Annotated in this window: 21 protein-coding genes and 1 pseudogene; 15 read left to right on the forward strand and 7 right to left on the reverse strand. The window is 72.9% G+C overall.

Annotated features, from left to right (window positions below):
* The first annotated feature begins 46 nt into the window (after nucleotides 1–46).
* The 5 genes from AB0389_RS11160 to AB0389_RS11180 all read left to right on the forward strand — a co-directional run bounded on the left by AB0389_RS11160 (nucleotide 47) and on the right by AB0389_RS11180 (nucleotide 4,799).
* Nucleotides 47–1,732 (forward strand): ATP-binding protein, encoded by a 1,686-nt coding sequence (locus AB0389_RS11160; RefSeq protein WP_366395057.1) that lies wholly within the window; start codon nucleotides 47–49, stop codon nucleotides 1,730–1,732.
* Nucleotides 1,729–2,136 carry a roadblock/LC7 domain-containing protein gene (locus AB0389_RS11165; protein ID WP_114663846.1) on the forward strand — a complete coding sequence of 136 codons (408 nt, stop codon included), beginning with the start codon at nucleotides 1,729–1,731 and terminating at the stop codon, nucleotides 2,134–2,136. Before AB0389_RS11160 ends, AB0389_RS11165 begins: the two co-directional genes overlap by 4 nt.
* On the forward strand, nucleotides 2,133–2,519 hold the full coding sequence (locus AB0389_RS11170; protein WP_366395058.1) for a DUF742 domain-containing protein: 387 nt from the start codon (nucleotides 2,133–2,135) through the stop codon (nucleotides 2,517–2,519). Before AB0389_RS11165 ends, AB0389_RS11170 begins: the two co-directional genes overlap by 4 nt.
* Nucleotides 2,500–3,114 (forward strand): ATP/GTP-binding protein, encoded by a 615-nt coding sequence (locus tag AB0389_RS11175; RefSeq protein ID WP_366395059.1) that lies wholly within the window; start codon nucleotides 2,500–2,502, stop codon nucleotides 3,112–3,114. Before AB0389_RS11170 ends, AB0389_RS11175 begins: the two co-directional genes overlap by 20 nt.
* Nucleotides 3,115–3,245: 131 nt before the next feature.
* Nucleotides 3,246–4,799: a cytochrome P450 gene (locus tag AB0389_RS11180; protein ID WP_366395060.1), complete on the forward strand. Its 1,554-nt coding sequence runs from the start codon at nucleotides 3,246–3,248 to the stop codon at nucleotides 4,797–4,799.
* Nucleotides 4,800–4,806: 7 nt separating this feature from the next.
* Here the strand turns inward: AB0389_RS11180 and AB0389_RS11185 are convergent, their stop codons facing one another.
* Both AB0389_RS11185 and AB0389_RS11190 read right to left on the reverse strand, forming a co-directional pair.
* A complete protein-coding gene (locus AB0389_RS11185; RefSeq protein WP_366395061.1) occupies nucleotides 4,807–5,892 on the reverse strand; it encodes a hypothetical protein in 1,086 nt (361 codons plus the stop codon).
* 984 nt (nucleotides 5,893–6,876) lie between these two features.
* Nucleotides 6,877–7,479, reverse strand: a complete 603-nt coding sequence (locus AB0389_RS11190; protein WP_366395062.1) for a TetR/AcrR family transcriptional regulator — start codon at nucleotides 7,477–7,479, stop codon at nucleotides 6,877–6,879.
* Between the two features lie 158 nt (nucleotides 7,480–7,637).
* Here AB0389_RS11190 and AB0389_RS11195 point away from each other — a divergent pair, with 158 nt between their 5' ends.
* Together AB0389_RS11195 and AB0389_RS11200 are read left to right on the forward strand one after the other, a co-directional pair.
* Nucleotides 7,638–8,459 carry a phosphatase PAP2 family protein gene (locus tag AB0389_RS11195; RefSeq protein WP_366395105.1) on the forward strand — a complete coding sequence of 274 codons (822 nt, stop codon included), beginning with the start codon at nucleotides 7,638–7,640 and terminating at the stop codon, nucleotides 8,457–8,459.
* Entirely contained in the window at nucleotides 8,456–9,577 is a 1,122-nt protein-coding gene (locus AB0389_RS11200) for a hypothetical protein (protein ID WP_366395063.1), read from the forward strand. The genes AB0389_RS11195 and AB0389_RS11200 overlap by 4 nt, the downstream gene beginning before the upstream one ends.
* A gap of 4 nt (nucleotides 9,578–9,581) precedes the next feature.
* Here the strand turns inward: AB0389_RS11200 and AB0389_RS11205 are convergent, their stop codons facing one another.
* On the reverse strand, nucleotides 9,582–10,340 hold the full coding sequence (locus AB0389_RS11205) for a DeoR/GlpR family DNA-binding transcription regulator (RefSeq protein WP_366395064.1): 759 nt from the start codon (nucleotides 10,338–10,340) through the stop codon (nucleotides 9,582–9,584).
* A gap of 289 nt (nucleotides 10,341–10,629) precedes the next feature.
* Here AB0389_RS11205 and AB0389_RS11210 point away from each other — a divergent pair, with 289 nt between their 5' ends.
* From AB0389_RS11210 to AB0389_RS11235, 6 genes are all read left to right on the forward strand, one after another.
* Nucleotides 10,630–11,460, forward strand: a complete 831-nt coding sequence (locus AB0389_RS11210; RefSeq protein ID WP_366395065.1) for an endo alpha-1,4 polygalactosaminidase — start codon at nucleotides 10,630–10,632, stop codon at nucleotides 11,458–11,460.
* Between the two features lie 124 nt (nucleotides 11,461–11,584).
* The gene (locus AB0389_RS11215; protein ID WP_366395066.1) at nucleotides 11,585–12,898 is read left to right on the forward strand and encodes an ABC transporter substrate-binding protein; all 1,314 of its coding nucleotides are present in this window, start codon (nucleotides 11,585–11,587) and stop codon (nucleotides 12,896–12,898) included.
* 10 nt (nucleotides 12,899–12,908) lie between these two features.
* Nucleotides 12,909–13,865 carry a sugar ABC transporter permease gene (locus tag AB0389_RS11220; protein WP_366395067.1) on the forward strand — a complete coding sequence of 319 codons (957 nt, stop codon included), beginning with the start codon at nucleotides 12,909–12,911 and terminating at the stop codon, nucleotides 13,863–13,865.
* Nucleotides 13,862–14,764, forward strand: coding sequence for a carbohydrate ABC transporter permease (locus AB0389_RS11225; RefSeq protein WP_366395068.1), 903 nt, complete (start codon nucleotides 13,862–13,864; stop codon nucleotides 14,762–14,764). Before AB0389_RS11220 ends, AB0389_RS11225 begins: the two co-directional genes overlap by 4 nt.
* A 36-nt stretch (nucleotides 14,765–14,800) precedes the next feature.
* The gene (locus AB0389_RS11230; protein WP_366395069.1) at nucleotides 14,801–15,778 is read left to right on the forward strand and encodes a carbohydrate kinase family protein; all 978 of its coding nucleotides are present in this window, start codon (nucleotides 14,801–14,803) and stop codon (nucleotides 15,776–15,778) included.
* Nucleotides 15,775–17,112: an alpha-glucosidase/alpha-galactosidase gene (locus AB0389_RS11235; RefSeq protein WP_366395070.1), complete on the forward strand. Its 1,338-nt coding sequence runs from the start codon at nucleotides 15,775–15,777 to the stop codon at nucleotides 17,110–17,112. The genes AB0389_RS11230 and AB0389_RS11235 overlap by 4 nt, the downstream gene beginning before the upstream one ends.
* Nucleotides 17,113–17,161: 49 nt before the next feature.
* Here AB0389_RS11235 and xylB read toward each other — a convergent pair whose 3' ends face one another.
* Nucleotides 17,162–18,637, reverse strand: a complete 1,476-nt coding sequence (gene xylB / locus AB0389_RS11240) for a xylulokinase (RefSeq protein WP_366395071.1) — start codon at nucleotides 18,635–18,637, stop codon at nucleotides 17,162–17,164.
* A 193-nt stretch (nucleotides 18,638–18,830) separates the two neighbouring features.
* Between xylB and xylA the strand changes: the two genes are divergently transcribed.
* Nucleotides 18,831–20,000, forward strand: a complete 1,170-nt coding sequence (xylA, locus tag AB0389_RS11245) for a xylose isomerase (RefSeq protein WP_366395072.1) — start codon at nucleotides 18,831–18,833, stop codon at nucleotides 19,998–20,000.
* Nucleotides 20,001–20,031: 31 nt separating this feature from the next.
* On the opposite strand, the gene AB0389_RS11250 is transcribed toward xylA, so the two are convergent.
* Complete coding sequence (locus tag AB0389_RS11250) at nucleotides 20,032–21,309, reverse strand: ROK family protein (RefSeq protein ID WP_366395073.1); 1,278 nt, start codon at nucleotides 21,307–21,309, stop codon at nucleotides 20,032–20,034.
* Nucleotides 21,310–21,436: 127 nt separating this feature from the next.
* On the opposite strand from AB0389_RS11250, the gene AB0389_RS11255 reads away from it, so the two are divergent.
* Entirely contained in the window at nucleotides 21,437–22,192 is a 756-nt protein-coding gene (locus AB0389_RS11255) for an SDR family oxidoreductase (RefSeq protein ID WP_366395074.1), read from the forward strand.
* A 66-nt stretch (nucleotides 22,193–22,258) separates the two neighbouring features.
* Here AB0389_RS11255 and AB0389_RS11260 read toward each other — a convergent pair whose 3' ends face one another.
* Together AB0389_RS11260 and AB0389_RS11265 are read right to left on the reverse strand one after the other, a co-directional pair.
* The gene (locus tag AB0389_RS11260; RefSeq protein ID WP_366395075.1) at nucleotides 22,259–22,687 is read right to left on the reverse strand and encodes a hypothetical protein; all 429 of its coding nucleotides are present in this window, start codon (nucleotides 22,685–22,687) and stop codon (nucleotides 22,259–22,261) included.
* Between the two features lie 131 nt (nucleotides 22,688–22,818).
* Nucleotides 22,819–23,295: pseudogene (locus tag AB0389_RS11265) on the reverse strand (ATP-binding protein); the annotation flags it as partial.
* Nucleotides 23,296–23,373: the final 78 nt, after the last annotated feature.

Consider the following 23,373-nt stretch of genomic DNA (forward strand, 5'->3'; position numbering starts at 1 on the left):
CGATTGTTCGAATTATCCGACCTGAATCGACCGCCAGAGGGCTCACATGGTTCGTGTTGAAGCACCCCCGAATGATCAAGCGTCGCCCGTCGTGCGCGCGCTCGCGCTCCCCGTCGCCCTGATGGCCGCCGCCACCGCCGTCGTCGTCGCGGCTGCCCCGGACGCCGCGCGCATACCGCTGGTGCTGTACGGCGTGGCCGCCACCGGTGTGGTCGCCTGGTGCGCCGGCGAGCTGGCCCGCCGCCGTGCGACCGTCACGGCCCTGCGCGCACAGCACGCCCACCGCGTCGCCGCCCTGGAGAGGCGTCTCGCCGAACACGACGAGGAGACCGTACGGCTCGGCAAGGAGCTGATGCCGGTCACGATCCACCGGCTCCGCCAGGGCCAGTCGCCCCGGGAGGTCATGCGCGACATCGTCGACGCCGACGAGCGCTACCGCGAACTGCCCACGGCGCAGCGCTCCCTGCTCTACTCCGTACTCAAGATCATCGACGACGAGGAAGCCATGCGCGAGTCCGCGCAGCGCTCCTTCGTGAACATCGCGCGCCGCGTGCAGTCGATCGTGCACCAGCAGGCCAGCGAGCTGCGCGAGATGGAGGAGGCCCACGGCCGCAACCCCGAGGTCTTCGACGACCTGCTGCGCATCGACCACGGCACCGCGCTGATCGGCCGCCTCGCCGACAGCATCGCCGTACTCGGCAAGGCCCGCCCGGGACGCCAGTGGCCCAAGCCCGTACCGCTGTTCAGCGTGCTGCGCGGCGCGATGTCCCGGATCCTGGAGTACCAGCGCGTCGATCTGCACTCCATCGCCAAGGTCGCCATCGTCGGCACCGCGGTCGAACCCCTCATCCACGCCTGCGCCGAACTCCTCGACAACGCCACCCGCTACTCGCCCCCGCAGACCCGCGTCCATGTCACCGCGGTCGAGGTGCAGACCGGCATCGCCATCGAGATCGAGGACGGCGGCGTCAGCCTCAGCGAGGAGGCCCGCGCCAGGGCCGAGCGCATGCTCGCCAAGGCCCAGGCCGGAATCGACCTCAACGACCTCGGGGAGACCCCCCGGCTCGGCATGGCCGTGGTCGGACGGCTCTGCCAGATGTACCACCTCCAGGTCTCACTGCGGCAGTCGGCGTACGGCGGCGTCCGCGCCGTCCTCATCGTGCCGCGCGATGTCGTGACCACCGGGCCCGCGCCCGGCATCGCCCACGGCATCGGCGCCACCGCAGGACCCCGGGGCGTCCCCAACGACCTGCCCACCAAGGACATGCTGCGCCCCGCCCACCGGGTCAGGGCGGTCACCGGCCCCCAGCCGTCGGCCCCGGTCACGGTCCCCGTGCCGCCCGCCGCCCGCGTGTCCGTGCCGGCCGCCGAGGACGACGTACCCGTGGTCACCGAGTGGACGGAGAACGGACTGCCGCAGCGCCGCAGCCGCGGCCGGGCCCCGCTCGGCTCCCACAACCTCGGCCTGATCAACAACGGACACGTGTCCGCCGCCGGCACGTACGGCACCCCGCCGGCCGCCGGCCGGACCAACGGATACGGCGGACACGTCCCCGGCCCGAGCGGTCCCGGCGAGGAGAAGCCAGGCCCCGGCATCTGGCTCGAAGCGTTCACGAATGCGGTCAACGGCACCCCCCAGGAGCCGTCGGCCGGGGCCGGTGAGCCCCCGGACCGGCGGCCCGGCGACCGCGGTGACTCCGACGATGTGCGGGACAAGGGAGATCTCAAGTGATTCAGCAGCGGGCCAACATGGACTGGATGCTCAAGGAGCTGGCCGACGGCGTGCCGCAGATCCACCAGATCGTGGTGCTCTCCGCGGACGGGCTCAGGATCGCCCGGCACGGCGGTGACCCGGACGCCGCCGACCGGCTCGCGGCGGCCTGCGCCGGCCTGCAGAGCCTGGCCGCCGCCGTCGCCGTCGAAATCCCGCACAGCGACGGCCGGATGCGGCTCGTCGTCATCGAGATCGGGGGCGGCTTCTTCTACCTGATGGAGGCGGGAGCCGGCGCCTATCTCGCCGTCCTCGCCGCCGACACGGTGGACGCCGGCCTGGTCGGCGCCCGGATGCGGGACATGGTCGTACGGATCGGCGCCCACCTGACCAGCCCGCCGCGCCACGACGGGCAGGCCGGATGACCGGCCCTCCCGGTCTGCCCTCCCCCCGGGAGCGCCGGCAGCCCGAGACGGACGTCACCGACCCCGGACGGCTGTACGTGATCACCGGCGGCCCCGACGGCGCCGAACGCGCGTCCCTCGACCTGGTCACCATGATCATGGCGTGTGACGAGCCGTCACCGACGGTCCAGCCCGAACAGGCCGCCATCCTCAGGCTCTGCCGGGCACCGCTGTCCGTGGCCGAGATCTCCGCCTATCTCAGCCTCCCGTTCAGCGTGGTGACCGCACTGCTGACCGAGCTCCTCGCGACCGAACTGGTCGAATCGCGCGCGCCCATCGTGCGCGCCTCACTCCCCGACCGGTCCCTTCTCGAAGCGGTGATGCATGGACTTCAGAGACTCTGACACGATCACCGGCCCCAGGAGCGAGGACGTCCTGCCCGACACGGCCACCTCCGCGGTGAAGATCGTGATCGTGGGCGGCTTCGGGGTCGGCAAGACGACCATGGTGGGCTCGGTCAGCGAGATCCGCCCGCTCACCACCGAAGAGACCATGACCCAGGCCGGGGTGGGCGTCGACGACAACTCCGGGGTCGAGAGCAAGACCGCCACCACGGTCGCCATGGACTTCGGCCGCATCAGCATCAGCGAGCGGCTGGTGCTCTACCTCTTCGGCACCCCCGGCCAGGAACGTTTCTGGTTCCTGTGGAACGGCCTCTTCGAAGGCGCGCTGGGAGCCGTCGTCCTCGTCGACACCCGCCGCCTCGAAGTCAGCTTCGACGTGATCGGACGGCTGGAAGAGCGCGGCGTCCCGTTCGTCGTCGCCGTCAACACCTTTCCGGACGCGCCGCACCACCCCGTCGAAGCGCTGCGCAAGGCCCTCGATCTGCCGGACGAGGTGCCGATGATCGACTGCGACGCCCGGCTGCGCGAGTCGAGCCGCGACACGCTGCTCACCCTGATGCGCTATCTGCACGCGCTGGCCGTACCGGCGGGCTGACCCGCCGCGCCACCGCCGCGACCGGCCCCTACCGCCGGTCGCGGCACCCCGTCCTGTCCGGCCGGACCGCCCGGACAGGCACCCGGCCCCGGCCCACCCCCATCCCTTCCGGCCTGATCCCTGGAGCGACCGTGACCACCCCCTTCTCCCCCCGGCCCGGGTCGGACGACCGCCCGGTGCCGCCCCCCGGCTGCCCGGCCCACGGCCTGAGCCCGTACGACATAGACAGCCTGAGCGGTACGCCCGCGCCCCGGCGGCTGTACGGGCCCGAGGCCGAGCGCGACCCGATGGGCCTGTACGAGAAGCTGCGCGCCGAACACGGGCCCGTGGCCCCCGTACTGCTCCAGGGCGACGTACCGGCATGGCTGGTGCTCGGCCACAGCGAGAACCTGCACATGACGCGTACGCCGTCGCAGTTCTCCCGCGACTCCCGGCGCTGGCGCGCGCTCCACGACGGCAGCGCGCCCCCGGACCACCCCCTGGCGCCCGTCTTCACCTGGCAGCCGATCTGTGTGTTCGCCGACGGCGCGGAGCACGAGCGGCTGCGCGGCGCGGTCACCGACTCGATCGCCCGCATCGACCACCGGGGCGTCCGCCGCTACATCAACCGCTACAGCAACCGGCTGGTCAACGACTTCTGCCAGGACGGCCGGGCCGACCTGGTCAGCAGCTTCGCCGAACACCTGCCGATGATGGTGATGGCGCAGATCCTCGGCATGCCCGAGGAGTACAGCGAACGGCTCGTGCAGGCGGCCCGCGACATGATCAAGGGCACCGAGACCGCCAACGAGTCCAACGCCTATGTCATGGCCGCGCTGATCCGGCTGGTCAAGCGCCGTCGCGTCGCACCCGAGGAGGACTTCGCGACCTGGCTGGTGGAGCACCCGGCCGGGCTCACCGACGACGAGGTCGGCCAGCATCTGCGGCTGGTGCTCATCGCGGCGTACGAGACGACCGCCAACCTCATCGCGAATGTGCTGCGCATGGTGCTCACCGACCCCCGGTTCCGGGCCCAGCTGAGCGGCGGCCACATGACCCTGCCGGACGCGGTCGAGCAGACGCTGTGGGACGAGCCGCCGTTCACCACGATCTTCGGTCGGTGGGCGGTCGGCGACACCGAACTGGGCGGCCAGCGCATCAAGGCGGGCGACGCGCTGATCGTCGGGATCGCCGCGGCCAACGTGGACCCGGTGGTACGCCCCGATCTCCGCGCCCACATGCAGGGCAACCGGGCCCACCTCGCCTTCAGCGGCGGCCCGCACGAGTGCCCCGGCCAGGACATCGGCCGCGCCATCGCCGACACCGGGATCGACGCGCTGCTGATGCGGCTGCCGGATCTCCAACTGGCCGTCGAAGAGAGCGAACTGCGGTACTCCGGCGCCCTGATGTCCCACCAGCTGACCGAGCTGCCCGTGACGTTCGCGCCCAGGCCGCCCCAGGACGTCGCCGGCCCGCCGAGCGCGACGGCCGCCGTACCGCGACCGCAGTGGCAGGTGGAGTCGCCCCGGCCCGGCTCGGCACCGATCGTGCCGCAGCCGGCGTACGCGACTCCCGTCCCCGCCGCCGAGTCGCTTGCCGCCGAACCGGCGCCGGAGCCGCGGGCGGTCCCGGTCCCGGCGCAGCGCACCGACAGCGCGCCGCGCCGCGCCTGGACGGCGGTGTCCCGCTGGTGGAACGGCAGTTGACGGTACGTCAACTCCCCGTCGGAGCCAGCTGGTCCCACCACCACGCGATCGTCGGGATCGGGAGCGGCTCCAGGCTGTCGTCCGCCGGCTGCGGCTTCCACCAGCCACCGGGGGTGGCCCGCGGCCCCGAGTCGACGGCGTAACGGGGGCAGGACGACGCCCAGTCGAGATGGCCGCGGACGAACTGGGCCAGTCCGTTCACATACCGGCGCAGGTCCTTGTCGGCACCGGCGAGGACCTGCGCGGCCAGCCGCTCGAAGAGCACCATGACCCGGTCCCGCATCGTGACGACCCGCACGAGCGCGCGCTGCGGCTCGCAGTCCTGCTCCTGGCAGACGACATCGATCAGATTGAGGTTGTCGTCGGCGCGCTCCAGCTCCTTGTTGCGCGAGTACAGATCGTTGTCCCAGCTGACCAGGGTCCAGGTGATCTCGGTGAGGGCCCGCACCCGGGCGTCCTGAAGGTCCCGGTCGGGGACCGAGAAACCACCGACGATCTCGATCATCGCGGTGGAGGGAGCCATCCCGATGGAGCGCATCCACAGCGTGACGTAGTCGTCCAGCGAGGGCAGCTCCGACCGGCCGCGCCACGACGCCTCCCACACCAGCCCGGAGGTGTACACGCGCATCGCCTCCGTCATGCGCCGCAGCTGCCGGGGCGAGGCGAACGCCGCCAGCTCGCCCCGGAGCCGGCGCAGCGCCGCCGTATGCGGCGAGTCCCCGGCGGAGCCCGCCTCGGGCGCCTCCACGGCGCGCATGATCCGCGAGGTCTCCTGCGCGAGCAGATCCGCCGAGGCCCCCGACTCGTCGCACACGCCGTCGTCGAGGGAGAACAGCACGGCATGGAATTTGGCCATCAGGGTGAGCGGCTCGAACCGCCCGTACGGCATGGTCGCGGCGGTCAGCCCGCCGAAGTCGCAGACGGCGAGCCGTTTGACCTGGCGCTCGTCCGTATCCAGCCGCTGGCGCAGCATCCACCCCACGGTCCGCTCGTTGAGCGCGTCGGCGGACCGGTGGCGCGCGGGCGGAACGGGGCAGTAGAACGGCACGGCCGGGAGCTGTCGGACCAGGCTCTGTTCCGAGACACGGGACATGATCGGCCTCCTGATGCGAATGGGGCGATGCCGTTCGGGTGGAGCGTATCTGTCCATCTCGAATCGTCAACAACGATCCAACTGGGCACACGCTGGCTGAAATTGACTGATTGTGAGCTAGCCCGATCATCGCCACGTGGGCGCGTTCCGCGCCGGGCCTGTCCGGGCCCCGGGCGGGCGCGGTGGGCGGCACGGTTGGGCGGTGTGGGGGCGCGTTTTCGTCACGGCTCGTATATGATCCGGGCCGCCTGGCCGAGATGGAGCGGATCGGTGCGGGTACGCCGATCGACGTAGTCGCGGGGTCGCCTCCCGGCGGGGTCGCCTCCCGGCGAGGGGCCGTGGGCTTGGCGGTGCGGTGCGGGTGCGGCCGGTGCACGCGGTGCCGGGTGCCGGGGCACTCCGGAGGCGCATCCCCGGATGCATGATTTACGCCGCGTGCGGCTCCGTCGGCCGACTGCAGGCGCGTTCAGCGGCACAAATCACGCTCTACATCCGGGGACGTCACCTCCTGCGACCCCGGCCCCCTCCGGTCGGTGGTCGGCTCGCGCGCAAACGGCCGTGCCCGGCCGGGGCGGGTGGGTCTGTGCGGGTGGTGAAGGGGGCACCGCAGGGGGTATGTGTCCGGACGTAAAGCGCGATTTGTGCCGCTGAGCGAGACCCGCGCTGTGTGTTCCGGCCCGCACGCGGCGTAAATCGTGCAGTCCGGGCATGTGCCCCCGGAGGGGCACCCGGTGACAACCCGCAGGTACGAACCGGGTTCAGCCCAGGACGGACCACGGCCCCTGCGACGGGAGGCGGCCCGTGCAGTCCGGGCACGTGCCCCCGGAGGGGTACCCGGCAACAACCCGCACGTGTGCACCGGGCCGAGCCCAGGACGGACCACGGCCCCTCGCCGGGAGGCAAACCCGCACGTGTGCACCGGGCCGAGCCCAAGACGGAGTGCGGCCCCTCGCCGGGAGGCAAACCCGCAGGTATGTGCCGGGCTCAGCCCAAGGCGGACCCCTGGCGAGGCGCAAGCGCCGGCAGGATTGAGGCTTCGATGAAGCGGGTGAGATATGCCTCGTCGGCCGGGCGGCCCTCCAGGATCGGGCGGGCGCGGATGACGCCCGACAGCTGGACGGCGACGAACTCCACGGCGGGGTTGTCCGGCGCGATCTCGCCGCGTTCCACGGCGCGCCGGACCACGCCGTTGATCGCCGCGACCTCCGGTTCGACGAGGGTCTCGCGCAGTGCTCGCAGCAGCTCCGGGTTCTGGAGGACCGCGTGGCCGAGCGCGTGCATCAGTGAGGTGTCGCGCCCCGAGAACTGCGCCGCCGAGCGGGCCATGGCCCGCAGGTCGCCTTCCAGGGTGCCGGTGTCGATGTCGGCGAGCCGGGCACAGCGTGTGCCGTGCAGGGCCGCGGCGATCAGCCGCTGCTTTGTGCCCCACTGCCGGTAGAGCGTGGATTTTCCGCAGCGGGAGCGGGCCGCGACGCCCTCCATGGTCAGGGCCTCGTAGCCGTCCTCCCGGAGCAGGTCGAGGGCTGCTTCGTAGAACTCCTGTTCCCGTTCCGGCGTGATCTTGGAGCGGCGTGGCTGCGTCGTCATCGTCTCTCCCGTCCTGCGGTATCGATACGCCAGTGTACCGATACGATCGCGTATCGGTACACTGGCGTATCGATAGGACGCGGCCCAGGGCGCGTCGCCGTACCACGACGTCGTCCAGCCACGGCGTGTCGTCCATGCAAAGGGGTCGGGTGGTGACCATCAACGCCCGCGCTGGGACCGCCGAACGGAAGCAGGATTCTTCCGCCCGACCGCCCCTCGTACGTGAACTGCTGCTCGTCGTCGGACTCTTTCTCGTCTACAAGCTCGGCAGGCAGGCCGCGACCGGCCACACCGCCGAGGCGTTCCGCAACGCGGACCGTGTCTGGGAGTGGGAGCGGGCGCTCCGGCTGCCGGGGGAGGGCGGCGTGCAGGGCGTGCTGCTGCACGACAGCACGCTTGTTCACCTGGCGAACACGTACTACGCGACCGTGCACTTTCCGGCGACGGTGCTCTTCCTGGGCTGGCTCTACTGGCGCCGGCCCGCGCATTACCTCTGGTCGCGCCGGGTTCTCGCCGCCCTGACCGGCGCCGCGCTCGTGCTGCATCTGCTGATGCCGCTCGCTCCGCCGCGGCTGCTCACCGGGACCGGGCTGGTGGACACCGGGCGGGTGTACGGGCCGACGGTGTACGGCGCGGCCCCCGCGCAGGACTCGCTGGCCAACCAGTTCGCGGCGATGCCCTCGCTCCATGTCGGCTGGGCCCTGATGGTCGCGGTCGGCCTGATCGCCGCCACCCGGACGCGGTGGCGGTGGCTCTGGCTGCTCCACCCGCTGCTGACGCTGTTCGTGGTCGTCGGCACCGCCAACCACTACTGGCTGGACGCCGTCGTGGCCGTCGCGCTGCTGGGTGTCGCGCTGGCGTTCCTCCGCGCGCCGGGGCGGCCCGGGGTCGTCCGGCGCCGGTCGCTGGTCGTACGGGGCGGGGGCGTCCGGGAGCCGGCCGCCGCCGTGCCGGTGGCCACGACGGGAGCCGCGAGATGAACGGCGCGACGGCCGTCGCCGTCGCCCTGTCGCTCGTGTCGGCGTTCGCGTACGCCTCGGCGGCGGTGGCGCAGGAGCGGCTCGCCGCGCGTACCGTCCCCGGGACCCCGCTGCTCACGCTGCTCGGCCGGGGCGCCTGGTGGTGGGCGGTAGGGCTGAACGCGACGGGCGCGCTGCTGCATGTCGTGGCGCTGACGTACGGGCCGCTCACGGTGGTCCAGCCGCTGGGCGCGCTGACGCTGGTCGCGGCCGTGCCGCTGGGCGCGCACCGGGCCGGGCGGCGGGTCGGCCGGGGTGAGTGGCGCGGTACGGCGTACACGCTGGCCGGTCTCGCGATCATCCTGCTGACCGCCGCGGGCTCGGGCCCCGCCGCGAGCCTCGGGCTGCCGCAGGCCCTCGGAGTGGCGGGGGTGGCGCTGGCCCTGGTCGCCCTGCTGAGCCGGCCGGGCGCCAGGCCGGGGCTGCGTCACGCGGCGGCCTCCGGGCTGATCTCGGGCGTGGCGTCCGCCCTCACCCAGACCGTGACCGTCGCGGCCACGGCCCGCGACGTGGACGCGCTGCCGTGGTGGCAGGTCGGCGCGGTGGCGCTGGTGGTCGCGGCCTTCGCGGCCGGCGGGTTGCTGCTCTCGCAGACGGCCTACCGGGGCGGTCTGGGGGCGCCGCTCGCGGTCCTCACCCTCGCCAACCCGCTCGCCGCCTCCCTGATAGGGCTCACGCTTCTCGGCGAGCGGCTCCAGGGCGGCGCGGTGGGTGTGGTGGCGGCGTTGTCGGGCGCGGTGGTGGCGGCGCGCGGTGTGGTGCTGCTCACGCGGGCGACGGTGGTGGCCGTACCCGCGCCGCGGCCCGTCGTCCCTGTTCCCGTGACCGCCCCCGGGCCGGTGGCCGTGCGGGCCAGGCGCGGCGGGCTCGTACGGCAGCGTTCCCGGCGCGGGAGCGCTGCGGCGGTGCCCGTGGCGCCCGGGGTGGTGCCCGTGCTGGGGCAGCTCGTCGCGGAGCGGGAGCTGACCGTACGCGGCGGGCGGCCGTCGCCGGTCCGGGCGCTGCGGGCCCGCAGACAGCGCCGGCGGGACTCGCGGCTGAGCGGAGCGCGCGGAAGCAAGGACTGCACCTACCAGTAGCCGTTCAGACGATGGTCACCGGCACTCCGGCGTCCGCGATGCGGGCCAGCTGGTCCGTCGGCGCGCCGTTGTCGGTGACGAGATGGTGGATGTCCGTCAGCGGGCAGATCTTGGCGAAGGTGACCTTCCCGATCTTCGAGTGGTCCGCCACGACGATTGTCCGGCCGCTGCCGGCCGCGAAGGCGCGGTCCGTCGCCGCCTCCAGCTGGTCGTGGGTCGTACAGCCGTGCGCGGCGCTGATCCCGTCCACGCCCAGGAAGGTCATGTCCGTGTGGTGGTCGGCGAGGGTCTTCTCCGCGATGGGGCCGACGAGTTCGTAGCTGGCGGTGCGCGCGTTGCCGCCGATGACGACCAGGTTGACGTCCCGGTGCAGGACGAGTTCGGCGGCGATGTTCACCGCGTTGGTGACGATCGTGACCGGCCCGCGCTCGGCCAGCAGCCGGGCCACCTCCGTAACGGTCGTGCCGCCGGTCATCCCGACCACCGCGCCCTCCGGCACCAGGGCCGCCGCCGCCCGCGCGATGGCCTGCTTCTCGGGCCTGCGGCGCTCCGCGCGGTGCTGGACGGGCACCTCCAGGCCGATGCTGCCGACCACCGCCCCGCCGTGCGTGCGGCGCAGCAGGTTCAGCCGGCTCAGATGCTGGAGATCACGCCGTACGGTCGCCCCGGAGACGTTCAGCAGCCGTGACAACTCGTGTACGTCCACGCCGCCTTGGGCGGACACATGCTCAAGTATCCGCGCATGGCGCTCAGTTCTCAGCATGAGATGAGCATAGCTCCGTGCGAAAGAGCGCAGCTCGACCCGTGAACGCCAGTACGGTGGAGCGGCGCACAGGTGCGCGATCCGTCAAATGAGCGTCATACGCGCAGCTTTGAGCTGTTGACATGGAGAATTCCGATCGCTTTACTCCATGCAACGCCAGGGTTGAGCATCCGGCGCCAGAGGTACGCCCAGCCGGTAGACGGCCCCCGCGCCGCGAGCCCGGACTGAGTCGCCAGGACCGTTTCCGGTCCGAGGCGGGGACGTACCCCCCATCTTCTGGAGCTCAAAGATGATCATCAATCGTGTCCGGTCCCGTCGATGTCTCGCCGCGGTCGCGGCGCTCGCGACGGCGGTGATCACCCCGCTGCTCGCGTCCTCCACCGCGAGCGCGCAGCCGGCCGCCGCCGCGGCCATCACCCTCCCGCCGACGCACGCGGGATTCGACTACCAGATCGGCGGCGCCTACACCCCGCCGTCCGGCGTCACCGTCGTCAGCCGTGACCGCGAGGCCGCACCGGCGGCCGGCCTGTACAACATCTGCTACGTCAACGCCTTCCAGGTCCAGCCCGCCGAGATCGGCGAGTGGGACGCGGATCTCCTGCTCCGCGACGCCAACGGAAACGTCATCATCGACGAGGAGTGGGACGAGGCCATCCTCGACATCAGCACCGCGGCCAAGCGCACCCGCGTCGCCGCCAAGGTGAACGGGTGGATCGACGGCTGCGCCGCCAAGGGCTTCCAGGCGGTCGAGCCCGACAACTACGACAGCTACGACCGCTCCCGCGGCAAGTTCGGTACGAGCGCCGCCACGGCGTTCATCACCCTGCTCTCCGCGCACGCCCACGACAAGGGCCTGGCCATCGCCCAGAAGAACACCGCCGAGCTGGCCTCCTCGCGGGTGGCGAACGGGCTCGACTTCGCCGTCGCGGAGGAGTGCGGCGAGTACAAGGAGTGCGGTGACTTCACGGAGTACTTCGGCAACAACGTGATCGTCATCGAGTACACCTCGGCGGGCCTCTCCCGGGCCTGCGCGGGCTGGAAGGACACGCTGAGCATCGTCCGCCGCGACGTGGCCGTCTCACCGGCCGGCAGCGGCACGTACGTGCGCCAGACCTGCTGACCCGGCCCAGGCTCCGGCTCCGACCGGTCCGGTGTGTCCTTCCCGCGCGGGAGGACACACCGCAACACCCCTCCCGCGTTCCCTTCCTTCTTCCCCGGAGGCCCGGATGGCCGCAGGATTTCCCATGCCCGCCGCGCCCGGCCGCCGCTCGGTCCTGCGCGGCGGTGCCCGGCTCGCGTTGGGCGCTACGGCCGCGGCGGCGCTGCCCGGATGCGGCGCGGGTACGGCCGACGGCGTCGGAGCCGACGGGCGCGTCACCGTCGAGCTGTGGCACGGACAGGCGGACACCGGCCGCAAGGCCATCGAGCAGCTCGTCGCCGAGTTCAACCGGACCCATCCGGCGATCCGTGTCGACCCCGGCGGCGGCGTCCTCTCCGACGCGATGCTCCAGAAGATCACCGCGGCGCTCGCCGCCGGCTCCTTCCCCGACATCGCCTACGTCTTCGGCTCGGACCTGGCCAGCGTCGCGCGCAGCCCGTCGGTGGTGGACCTCACCGACACCGTACGCTCGGGCCCCCTCCCGTGGCACGACTACTGGGCCCCGGCCCGGGAGGCCGTCACCCTCAACGGCCGGGTACGGGCGGCCCCCGCGCTGCTCGACTCGCTCGCCGTCGTCTGCAACAAGAAGCTCTTCGCGGACGCCGGGCTGCCGCTGCCCCGGCCCGGCTGGACCTGGGACGAGTTCGTGGAGACCGCGGGGCGGCTCACCGACCGGACGCGCGGCACCTTCGGCACCGGCTGGCCCGGAGTCGGCGACGAGGACACCGTCTGGCGGCTCTGGCCGCTGGTGTGGGACCTCGGCGGCGAGGTGATCGCGGCGGACGGCAAGCGGATCGGCTTCGCCGACACCGGAGTCAGGGCCCTGGAGACGGTGGCGGCGCTCGCCCGCGACAGAAGCGTCTACGTCGACCCCAAGCCCGGCAGCGAGCAGATGTACCAGGTCTTCCTCTCCGGACGGATGGGAATGGTGGTCACGGGCCCCTGGCAGCTGCCCGACATCCGGGAGGCGGGCATCGGCTACCGGGTGGTCCCGCTGCCCAGCTACAGCGGCCGGCCGATGACCATCTCGGGCCCCGACACCTGGACCGTGTTCGACAACGGCGCGGCGCGGGTACGGGCCGCGCGCACCTTCGTCCAGTGGCTCACGCAGCCCGCGCAGGACGTGCGCTGGGACATCATGGCCGGCGGCCTGCCGCTGAGCCGGTCCACCCGGGCACTGCCCGCCTGGCAGGCGCAGGACCGCGGGACCGAAGGACTGCCCGTCTTCACCGAGGCGCTGAAGTCCGCGCGCGTACGTCCCGTACACCCCGCGTATCCGCAGATCTCCCGGGCGCTCGGCCAGGCCGTCGCGTCCGTGCTGCTCGGCCGGTCCACGCCGGCCGCGGCCCTGCGGCGCTGCGCCGACGAGGCCAACGCCGCCCTGCTGATCCCGCGTTGAGAGGAACACGATGCCGCGTCTGCCCACTCCGCTCACGCTCCCCGGACCCGGACCCGGACCCGTCCGGCGCGGCGCACGCCGTCGGCGCCGTGGCGAGTCGGCGACCGCGTGGGCCTTCCTCTCGCCCTCGGTCCTGATCATCCTCGGACTGAGCGTCGTCCCCGTCGCCTGGTCGCTGCTGCTGTCCTTCCGGGCGGACGACCTGGTCACCCCCGGCCGCTGGGTCGGGCTCGACAACTACCGGGCGCTCGCCCAGGATCCGCACTTCGCCGAGGCCGTGCGCAACACCCTGCTCTACACGGCGCTGTACGTGCCGCTCAGCCTCGGACTCGGGCTGCTGCTCGCGCTCGTACTGAACCGGCGCATCCGGCTCGTCGGCCTCTACCGCACCCTGATCTTCGTCCCGTTCGTCATCTCGGCCACCGCCCAGGGCGTGCTGTTCTCCTTCATCCTCGACCCCGAGTTCGGCGCCGCCAACTCGGCTCTCCACCGGCTCGGCATCTCCGCCCAGGGATTCCTCACCGACCCCGGACAGGCGCTGCTCGTGCTGGTGGCGATCTCGCTGTGGAGCGGTACGGGCTTCTGCGTGGTCGTCTATCTCGCCGCCCTCCAGGACGTACCCGCCTCGCTCCTCGAAGCCGCCCGGCTCGACGGCGCCGGGCGGTGGCACCTGCTCCGCCATGTCACCCTGCCCACCCTCACCCCGGTCACCGTGTTCCTGCTGCTCTGGCAGACCATCAACGCCCTCCAGGTCTTCGACCTCGTGTACGTGACGACCAAGGGCGGGCCGCTCGGCTCCACCACCGTGATCGTCTACTTCATCTGGGAGCAGGCGTTCAAGAACTTCACCGCCGGGTACGGCGCCGCCGCGGCCTACGCGCTGGCCCTGGCCCTGCTGGTGGCCGTCGGCGCCCTGCGGCTGGTCCGGGGCCGTGAGGACCGACGCCTCGAAGGAGCCGCACGATGACGGCGACACCGACCACCCGCCCGGCGCCGGTGCCCGCCGCGACAGTGGCGGCGGGAACGGGAGCGGGATCCCAACGGGCCCGTACGCGGCTGCCGTTCAGCACCTGGCACCTGCTGCTCGCGCCCCTCGCCCTGCTCTTCGCCGTCCCGCTGCTGTGGCTGCTGCTCAGCTCCGTGATGAGCAACGCGGAGATCAACCGGTTCCCGCCCGCGCTCTGGCCCTCAAGCATCGATCTCGGCGGCTACCGGTACGTGCTCGGCAACGCCATGTTCCCGCGCTGGTTCGCCAACTCCCTGATCGTGTCGGCCGTCGCGGTCGGCTCCAACCTGGTCCTCGGCGCGCTGGGCGGCTACGCCTTCGCCCGGATGCGGTTCGCCGGGTCGCGCGTCCTGCTCGCCTCGATGCTGGCCACCATGGCGATCCCGTTCCAGCTCACGATGATCCCCACCTTTCTGGTGATGAAGCGGCTCGGACTCATCGACACCCTGGGCGCGCTGATCGTCCCGTCCCTGGTCACCCCCTTCGCGGTGTTCCTGTTCCGGCAGTTCTTCCTCTCCCTGCCGAGGGAGCTGGAGGAGGCCGCCTGGATCGACGGCTGTTCGCGGCTGCGGGTGCTCCTGCTGATCGTGCTGCCGCTGTCACGGCCCGCGCTGAGCACGGTGGCGGTGCTGACGTTCCTGGCCACGTGGAACGACCTGACCTGGCCGCTGATCGCCATCAACCACGACACCCAGTACACCCTCCCACTGGGTCTGACGACCTTTCAGGGGCTGCACCACACCCAGTGGTCGGCGGTCATGGCGGGCAACGTGATCACCGTGCTGCCGGTGCTGCTCGCCTTCCTCCTCGCGCAGAAGTCGTTCATCCGGTCCATCACCTCCAGCGGCCTCAAGGGCTGAACCCGCACCCGTCCCTCCGTCTCCTTTGGAAGCCGTATGCCGCACACCTTCGACCTGCTTGTCATCGGCGACGCCAACCCCGACATCGTCCTCGGTCCGCTCGACGGCCAACTCCCCTTCGGACAGCGCGAACAGCTCGTCGACACCGGGCTGCTCACCCTCGGCGGCTCCGCCGCGATCATGGCGTGCGGCGCCGCCCGGCTCGGCCTGAAGGTCGCCCTCGCCGGGCGGATCGGGGACGACGAGGCCGGCCGCTTCGTCCACGCGGCCCTGCGCGACCGGGGCGTCGACACGACCGCGCTGCGCCTCGACCCCGCCCTGCCGACCCCGCTCACCGTGATGATCACCCGGGCCGACGGCGACCGTACGATCCTCACCTCGCCCGGCACCCTCGCCGCCACCGGACCCGACGACGTCCCCGAGGCGCTGCTCACCGGCGCCCGGCATGTGCACGCCGCCTCCTTCTTCCTGCTGCCCCGGCTGGCCGCCGCGCTGCCGGGGCTCCTCGGCACCGCCCGCGCCGCCGGGGCCACCACCTCGCTCGACACCAACGACGACCCCGCCGGGCGGTGGTCGGCCGCCGGGATCGGTGCCGTACTCCCGGTCGTCGACCACCTGCTGCCCAACGCGCGGGAGGCCCGCGCGCTGGCCCGCTCCCTCGCGGCGGATCCGGGTGCCGGCACCTCCCTGGCGGAGGCGGCGGCCCTGCTCGCCGCGCGCGGACCGCTCGTCGTGGTCAAGGACGGCGCCGACGGCGCGCTCCTCCACGACGGCCGCGCCCCGCTGCGTACCCCCGGCATTCCCGTCACCCCGCTGGACAGCGTCGGCGCCGGTGACAGCTTCGACGCCGGATTCGTCGCCGCGACGCTGCGCGGTCTGTCCCGCGCCGATTCCCTCGAACTCGCCGCCGCCTGCGGCGCGCTGTCCACCCGGGCGCACGGCGGTACCACCGCCCAGCCCACCTGGGACGAAGCCCTCGCGGCCGTCACCCGCAACGGAGAGAACGACTCATGACCCGCAGCACACCCACCACCCGCACCGCCCCCACCAAGATCGCGTTCATCGGCGCCGGCAGCGTCGTCTTCACCCAGGGGCTGCTGGCCGACCTCTTCGCCTTCCCCGAACTCCACGGCCTGCACGTGGCGTTGCACGACGTCGACGCCGAACGCCTGGCCACCGCCCACGGCGCCGCCCGGCACATCGCCGAACGGACCGGCGCCGCCCCGCACATCACCGCCCACGCCGAACGGCGCGCGGCCCTCGAAGGCGCCGACTTCGTCATCAACATCGTCCAGGTGGGGATGGGCGCGTCGACCCGTACCGACTTCGAGGTGCCCGCCCGCTACGGGCTGCGCCAGACCATCGGCGACACCCTGGGCATCGGCGGCATCTTCCGCGCGCTGCGCACCTTCCCGCTGCTCGCGTCGCTCGGCGCGGACATCGCCGCCGTCTGCCCCGACGCCTGGCTGCTCAACTACACCAACCCCATGGCGATGAACGTCCAGTACCTCACCCGGGCCACCGGACTGACCCGCGTCGTGGGCCTGTGCCACTCGGTGTACTGGACGATGCGTGACCTCTCGGCCCTGATCGACGTCCCTTATGAAGAGGTCACTTACCGCGCCGCCGGGGTCAACCACCAGGCGTGGGTGCTGCGTTTCGAGCACAACGGCACCGACCTCTACCCCCGGCTGGACGCGCTCGTCGCCGACGACCCCCAACTGCGCCGCCGCGTACGGGTCGACATGTACCGGCGGCTCGGCTACTACCCGACCGAGACGAGCGAGCACTCCGCCGAGTACGTCCCCTGGTATCTCCACCACGACAGCGAGATCGAGCGGCTGAGGCTGCCCGTCGGCGCCTATCTCGGCATCGTGGACGAGAACGTCGCCGCGTACGAGAAGACCCGCGACGCGCTCGCCGCCGGGACGCCGCTCACCGTCGAGAGCACCATGGAGTACGCCCCGCAGATCGTCCACAGCATCACCACCGGCACGCCAAGGACCGTCTACGGCAATGTGCCCAACCACGGGCTCATCGACAATCTGCCCGCCACCGGTACGGTCGAAGTCCCCTGCCTGGTCGACGCGCTGGGGGTGCAGCCCACCCGGATCGGCGCGCTGCCCGCCCAGTGCGCGGCGCTCAACCGCGCCTATCTCAGCATGAACGAGCTGGTGGTACGGGCCGCGGTCGAGGACGACCCGCGCTCCGTACGGCAGGCCGCCATGGCCGACCCGGCGACCGCGGCGGCGCTGCCCGTCGAGCGGATCTGGGAGCTGTGCGACGACATGGTGCGCGCCCACGGGGAACTGCTCCAGCCGTCGCTGCGCGCCACGCTCGGCAGCTGAGGCAGCTGAGGCAGCTGAGGCAGCTGAGGCAGCTCGGAAGGCGGCTGCCTCAGCTCAGCAGGCTCGGTGCCGCCCTGTCCAGCACCGAGCCGACCCGCTCCCAGGTCTCCAGGTCCCGCTCCACGGGCTCCAGTTCGAGGCCGTCGCCCGCCCGCCAGGACGCCGCGACGGCCACCGGGTCCTCGCCCGTGGCGGCGCCCGCGGCCAGGGCCGCCGCGCCGAGGGCGACCAGTTCGCCGCCGGCCGGCACGATCAGCGGGCGGCCGGAGAGCCGCCGTACCGTCTCGACCCACATCCGGCCCTGCGCGCCGCCGCCGACCAGCCGCAGCGGCCGGCTCGCCACCTCGGGCGCCGCCGGGTCGAGACCGCAGGCGCGCAGCACCTCGTCCAGGGCGCGCAGTACGGTGACGGCCGCGCCCTCGTAGGCGGCGCCCAGCAGCTGCTGGGGCGTGGTGTCGTGGCGCAGTCCGGTCAGCAGGCCGGACGCGGTCGGCAGGTCGGGGGTGCGCTCGCCGTCCAGATACGGCAGCAGTACGGCCTCGCCGCCCGGCGTGGCGTCCTCGCGGTCCAGCCGGAGCAGCGAGGCCACCTTGTCGACGGCGAGGGTGCAGTTGAGTGTGCAGGCCAGCGGGAGGTACGTACCGTCGGCGGCGGCGAAGCCGGAGAGCACGGCCGAGCCGGGGCGGGTGCGGGTCGCGGCGAAGACCGTGCCCGAGGTGCCGAGGCTGAGGACCGGGTGGTCCAGCAGTCCGGCGCCGCCGAGGCCCAGACCGACGGCGGCGCTCATGTTGTCGCCGGTGCCCGCCGCGACGGCGATCCCCGCCGGCAGGCCCAGCTCGGCCGCGGCGCCCGCGGTGAGCGAGCCGATCCGGGTGGCGCCGGTCGCGGCGACGGGCGGCAGCAGATCGGTGTCCAGCCCGAGGAGCGCCAGCAGTTCGGGGTCGTACTCCCCGGTGGCCGTCGAGTACCAGCAGGTGCCCGAGGCGTCGCCGGGGTCGGTGGCGGCGGTGCCCGCGAGCCGTTCGGTCAGGAAGTCGTGGGGGAGCCGGATGGCCGCCGTGGCGTCCGCGACGGCCGGGTCGTGCTCCCGCAGCCACTGCCACTTCGAGGCCGTCATCGAGGCGACCGGCACCGAGCCCGTACGCGCCGTCCAGGCGTCCGGGCCGCCGAGCGCCGCGGTGAGTTCGGCCGCCTGGGGCGCCGAGCGGGTGTCGTTCCAGAGCAGCGCCGGGCGCAGCGGCCTGCCGCCGCCGTCCAGCACCACCAGTCCGTGCTGCTGCCCGGCGACGGCGATGCCGGTGACCGACGCCGGGTCCACGCCGGACTCCTTGAGCCCGGCGCCGACCGCCTCCCGCAGGGCGTTCCACCACACCTCGGGGTCGGTCTCGCGGGCGCCGCCCTCCCCGGTCACCCGGTGCGGGGCCCGGCCCACGGCGAGCAGCCGGCCGGTGGCGGCGTCGGTGAAGGCCGCCTTGGTGGACTGGGTGGAACTGTCCACGCCGATGACGACCGGGCTCTGCGACATGGGGTTGTACCTCCAGTTATGGACGTGGCCCAACAAATTACGCGATGGTGCGTCGGACGGGAACCATGAGGGCGGAACGGGCGATCACCGCCGGGGGCTTTTGCGGGACGGTACTCCGTGCTTTATTAGTCATGTCAGGAAACAAATAGGGTCGGTACCCACCCGGCCTGCGGTTATCGAAGGCGGCCAGAGGATGACGGAACGCTTCACGCCCACCCCCGCGGACAGGTTCAGCTTCGGTCTGTGGACCGTGGGCTGGCAGGGCAGGGACCCGTTCGGCGACGCCACCCGCCCGGCCCTGGACCCCGTCGAGTCCGTCCAGCGGCTCGGCGAGCTGGGCGCGTACGGGGTGACCTTCCACGACGACGACCTGATTCCGTTCGGCGCGTCCGACACCGAGCGCGAGTCGCACGTCAAGCGCTTCCGGCAGGCCCTGGACGCGACCGGGGTCGTCGCCTCCATGGTCACCACCAACCTCTTCACCCACCCCGTCTTCAAGGACGGCGGCTTCACCGCGAACGACCGCGACATCCGCCGCTTCGCACTGCGCAAGGTCCTGCGCAACATCGACCTCGCCGCCGAACTCGGTGCGAAGACCTTCGTCGCCTGGGGCGGCCGGGAGGGCGCCGAATCGGGCGGCGCCAAGGACGTACGGCTCGCGCTCGACCGGATGAAGGAGGCCTTCGACCTCCTCGGCGACTACGTCACGGAGCAGGGCTACGACCTCCGGTTCGCCATCGAGCCCAAGCCCAACGAGCCGCGCGGCGACATCCTGCTGCCGACCGTCGGCCACGCGCTGGCGTTCATCGAGCGGCTGGAGCGCCCCGAGCTGTTCGGGGTGAACCCGGAGGTCGGCCACGAGCAGATGGCCGGGCTCAACTTCCCGCACTCCGTCGCCCAGGCGCTCTGGTCGGGCAAGCTCTACCACATCGACCTCAACGGCCAGAGCGGCATCAAGTACGACCAGGACCTGCGCTTCGGCGCCGGCGATCTGCGGGCCGCCTTCTGGCTGGTGGACCTGCTGGAGAGCGCGGGCTGGGACGGCACCAGGCACTTCGACTTCAAGCCGCCGCGCACCGAGGACTACGACGGGGTGTGGGCCTCCGCCGCGGGCTGCATGCGCAACTACCTGATCCTCAAGGAGCGCGCCGCGTCCTTCCGCGCCGACCCGCTGGTCCAGGAGGCGCTGCGCGCCTCGCGCCTCGACCAGCTGGCCGAGCCCACCGCCGCCGACGGGGTCGCCGCGCTGCTGGCGGACCGCAGCGCCTACGAGGACTTCGACGCCGACGCGGCGGGCGCCCGCGGCATGGCGTTCGAGCACCTCGACCAGCTCGCGATGGACCACCTGCTGGGCGCGCGCTGACGCACCCGCACACCGGAGCCCGGGAGCGGTACTACCCCTTCCCGGGCTCCGGTACGTACGCCACCGGATCGGCGTACGCCACCGGATCGGCGTACGCCACCGGGTCGGCCAGCACCGAGCGTACGACCAGGGCCGCGCCGCCCCGGGCCGCGTCGCCGGCCGACGAGGAGGCGCGCAGCCGGCCGCTGCCGGGCGGCCAGAGCCCCGACACCACCCGGGCCGTCAGCTCCCGGTCGGCGGCGGGGGAGAGCCGGTCCATCAGCTCCCGGTAGATGCCGCCCAGCACCACCGCGTCCGGGTCGAGGAGGTTCACCGCGCCGGACAGCACCCGGCCGAGCATCGTCCCGGCCCGTTCGACCGCCGCCACCGCCCGCGCGTCCCCCGCGTGCGCCCGGCGCGCCAGCTCGGCAAGACCCGGCGCGCCGGCGTTCTCGTCGATACCGGCGGCCCGCAGCAGCGCGGACTGGCCGGCGTACTGCTCCAGACAGCCCCGGGAGCCGCACCGGCAGCGCGGTCCCGCCGCGTCGGCGACCACATGGCCGATCTCGCCGGCGAACCCGTGCGCCCCGCGCAGCAGTTCGCCGTCGAGCACCAGCGCGCCGCCCACGCCGATCTCGCCGGTCAGATAGAGGAACGTACGGACGGGGCCAAGGCCGCCGAACCACAGCTCGGCCAGCGCCGCCAGATTGGCCTCGTTCTCCGCGCGCACCGGCAGCGCGGGCGCGTCGGGCCGCAGTCCCGCGAGCGCGTGGGCGAACAGCTCCTCGGCGGGGACGCCGTTCCAGCCGAGGTTCGGCGCCTGCCGGACCGTACCGCCCGACACCAGCCCCGGCAGGGCGAGTTGGGCGCCCACCGGGTACAACTCCTGCTCGGCGGCGGACTCCAGGGTGCGCGCGGCGATCCGCGCGCCGCGCGCCAGCACCTCGGCAGGGCGGGCGCCGCGGTTGTCGAGGTGTTCGGTCAGCCGGACCCGGTCGGTGCCGGCGAGGTCGACCACACACACCGACACGTAGTCGATGTTGATCTCGACACCGATGCCGGCGGGCCCGGAACGGGTCACCTTCAGCACGGTGCCCGGCCGCCCGGCCTGCCCGCTGAAGGTCTTGCCGGACTCGGACAGGAACCCGCTCTCCAGCAGCTGTTCGACCAGCGAGGACACGGCCGCCCTGGTCAGCCCCACCCGCGCGGCCACCCCGGCCCTGGTCGCCTCGCCCTCGTCCCGTACCGCGCGCAGCACAAGGCTCAGATTGTGCCGGCGCACGGTCTCCTTGCCGGCCTTCGGGCCGAGGGACGTGTGTGTGGTGTTCATCTCGCGCTTGAGCCTAGTCCCGGTCGTGCCACCAGCGCCCTCCCGGCAGGCGATCACCGACCGCCCGCGGCGGCCCACTAAAGTCCACAGGGCCCACAGTGCCCCCGGATCCACAGAGGCCACAGACATGAACGCTGCCGCCCGTTTCTCCGACCGCGTCGCCGTCGTCACCGGCGCCGCCTCCGGCATCGGCGCCGCCACCGCCGTACGGCTCGCCGCCGAAGGCGCCTCTGTCGTCCTCGCCGACATCGACGGGGAGCGGGGCGTGCCCCTCGCCGCGCGGATACGCGCCTACGGCGGTCGCGCCGCCTTCGTCGACGCCGATGTCGCGGACGCCGAGGGATGGGACCGCATCGTGGCGGCGGCGCACACCTTCGGGCCCGTCGGCGTGCTCGTCAGCAACGCGGGGACCGTGGAGGCCGCCCCCGCGCACGAACTGTCCCTGGCCTCCTGGGAACGTCAGCTCGCGGTCACTCTCACCGGCGGCTTCCTCGGCTTCAGAGCCGTACTGCCCGATCTGCGCGAGCGGCGCGGCGCAGTCGTGCTGACCTCGTCCGTCCACGCGCGTACGGGCGTCCCCGGCCATCCCGCCCACGCCGCCGGCAAGGGCGCGCTGCTCTCCCTCTGCGCTCAGCTCGCCGTGGAGTACGGACCCGAGATCCGGGTCAACGCCGTCCTGCCGGGGCCGGTACGGGCCACCTCCTGGGACGAGGCGCCGCGGGAGGAGCGCGAGCGCGGCGCCGCGGGGACGGCGGCCGGCCGCTTCGGGAAGCCGGAGGAGGTGGCCGCCGCGATCGCCTTCCTGGCGGCCGACGAGGCGTCGTTCATCACCGGGACGAGCCTGGTCGTGGACGGCGGCTGGAGCGTGCAGAAGGGCCAGTGAACCGGTGGACCGGGGAACCGGGGTGAACCGGGGCCGGGACGGCGGCCGGTGGCCGGTGACGCGCGGTCACTCGCCCGCGGGCGTCAGCGCCTCCGGCGCCCCGTCCGGCGCCCACGCGGGCGACGCGCCCGTGAGCTGGCAGACCATGAGATAGAAGGGGATGGGCGGGGTGTACGGGGTCGGCGCCTCGGGCCAGTGGATCAGCCGGGGCTCCGTCGCCGGTACGGCCGTACCCGCGACGTAGCGCGCCGGGGACGGCCAGGCCAGATCGAGGTCGGAGCCCGCAGGAACGATCCACCACCACCAGTCCGTGTCGGCGAACACACAGCCGGTCCGCGGCAGCCGGGCCATCAGCCGGAAGCCGTGCTCCGCCGGGACACCGACCGCGTCACAGCCCAGCGCGGCCGGCAGCGTGGGCGGCAGCGGCAGCTGGACCCGGCGTTCGGACGGGGGCCGCGAGCCGCGGGTGAGACGGTGCAGAGCGGCTTTCAGCACGACTGCCCCGATCCGCGGGGCACACCGTTCAGCAGAGAGCCGGGCAGCGGGCGGGGCAGAGAGCCGGGCAGGCCGCCGGGCAGGCCGCCGGACAGACCGTCGGGCCGCGCCGGGGCCGCGCCCGGCCGGCCGCCGTGCGCCAGCTCCGCCCAGACGACGCGCCCGGGACCGTATCCCGAGGTGTCGTGGGCTCCCCAGCCGCTGCACACGGCGTCGACGAGGAAGAGCCCGCGGCCGTGTTCGCCCTCGCCCTCGCTCTCGTCCTCACCGACGCCCGTGCCGGTGCGGTGCAGCTGAGGGCCCGTCGGGCCGAACCCCTGGTCCTCCACGGCGATCCGCAGATGCCCCTCGCCCTCACGGAGTTCGCACATCACCCGGTGGCCCGCCGCGTGCACGATCGCGTTCGTCACCAGCTCGGACACCACGAGGACCGCCGTGTCGCGGGTGTCCTCGTCCAGCTCCCAGCGGCCCAGCCGGTCACGGGTGAGCTGTCTGGCGCGGCCGACCGACTCCGCGTGGGCCGGCAATCGGAATCCGTAGCGTCGGACAACGTTGCCGGGGCACAGGGTGGCGATGAGCTGGGGGGTGAGCGCGTTACCAGGTGCCACGACCGATTCCTCACAGTGGGGGAGCGACGGATGAGCGCGGGCCTCTCCCATGGCTGAGCGCGACAACCGCGTGTACTG

The organism is Streptomyces sp. NPDC093109 (assembly GCF_040701725.1).
Classification (GTDB): Bacteria; Actinomycetota; Actinomycetes; order Streptomycetales; family Streptomycetaceae; genus Streptomyces.

Coding starts and splice junctions, on each gene's coding strand:
- AB0389_RS11160 (WP_366395057.1), top strand. CDS start 47: ATGGTTCGTGTTGAAGCACCCCCGAATGATCAAGCGTCGCCCGTCGTG.
- AB0389_RS11170 (WP_366395058.1), top strand. CDS start 2,133: ATGACCGGCCCTCCCGGTCTGCCCTCCCCCCGGGAGCGCCGGCAGCCC.
- AB0389_RS11175 (WP_366395059.1), top strand. CDS start 2,500: ATGGACTTCAGAGACTCTGACACGATCACCGGCCCCAGGAGCGAGGAC.
- AB0389_RS11185 (WP_366395061.1), bottom strand. CDS start 5,892: ATGTCCCGTGTCTCGGAACAGAGCCTGGTCCGACAGCTCCCGGCCGTG.
- AB0389_RS11190 (WP_366395062.1), bottom strand. CDS start 7,479: ATGACGACGCAGCCACGCCGCTCCAAGATCACGCCGGAACGGGAACAG.
- AB0389_RS11200 (WP_366395063.1), top strand. CDS start 8,456: ATGAACGGCGCGACGGCCGTCGCCGTCGCCCTGTCGCTCGTGTCGGCG.
- AB0389_RS11205 (WP_366395064.1), bottom strand. CDS start 10,340: ATGCTGAGAACTGAGCGCCATGCGCGGATACTTGAGCATGTGTCCGCC.
- AB0389_RS11210 (WP_366395065.1), top strand. CDS start 10,630: ATGATCATCAATCGTGTCCGGTCCCGTCGATGTCTCGCCGCGGTCGCG.
- AB0389_RS11215 (WP_366395066.1), top strand. CDS start 11,585: ATGCCCGCCGCGCCCGGCCGCCGCTCGGTCCTGCGCGGCGGTGCCCGG.
- AB0389_RS11220 (WP_366395067.1), top strand. CDS start 12,909: ATGCCGCGTCTGCCCACTCCGCTCACGCTCCCCGGACCCGGACCCGGA.
- AB0389_RS11225 (WP_366395068.1), top strand. CDS start 13,862: ATGACGGCGACACCGACCACCCGCCCGGCGCCGGTGCCCGCCGCGACA.
- AB0389_RS11230 (WP_366395069.1), top strand. CDS start 14,801: ATGCCGCACACCTTCGACCTGCTTGTCATCGGCGACGCCAACCCCGAC.
- AB0389_RS11235 (WP_366395070.1), top strand. CDS start 15,775: ATGACCCGCAGCACACCCACCACCCGCACCGCCCCCACCAAGATCGCG.
- xylB (WP_366395071.1), bottom strand. CDS start 18,637: ATGTCGCAGAGCCCGGTCGTCATCGGCGTGGACAGTTCCACCCAGTCC.
- xylA (WP_366395072.1), top strand. CDS start 18,831: ATGACGGAACGCTTCACGCCCACCCCCGCGGACAGGTTCAGCTTCGGT.
- AB0389_RS11250 (WP_366395073.1), bottom strand. CDS start 21,309: ATGAACACCACACACACGTCCCTCGGCCCGAAGGCCGGCAAGGAGACC.
- AB0389_RS11255 (WP_366395074.1), top strand. CDS start 21,437: ATGAACGCTGCCGCCCGTTTCTCCGACCGCGTCGCCGTCGTCACCGGC.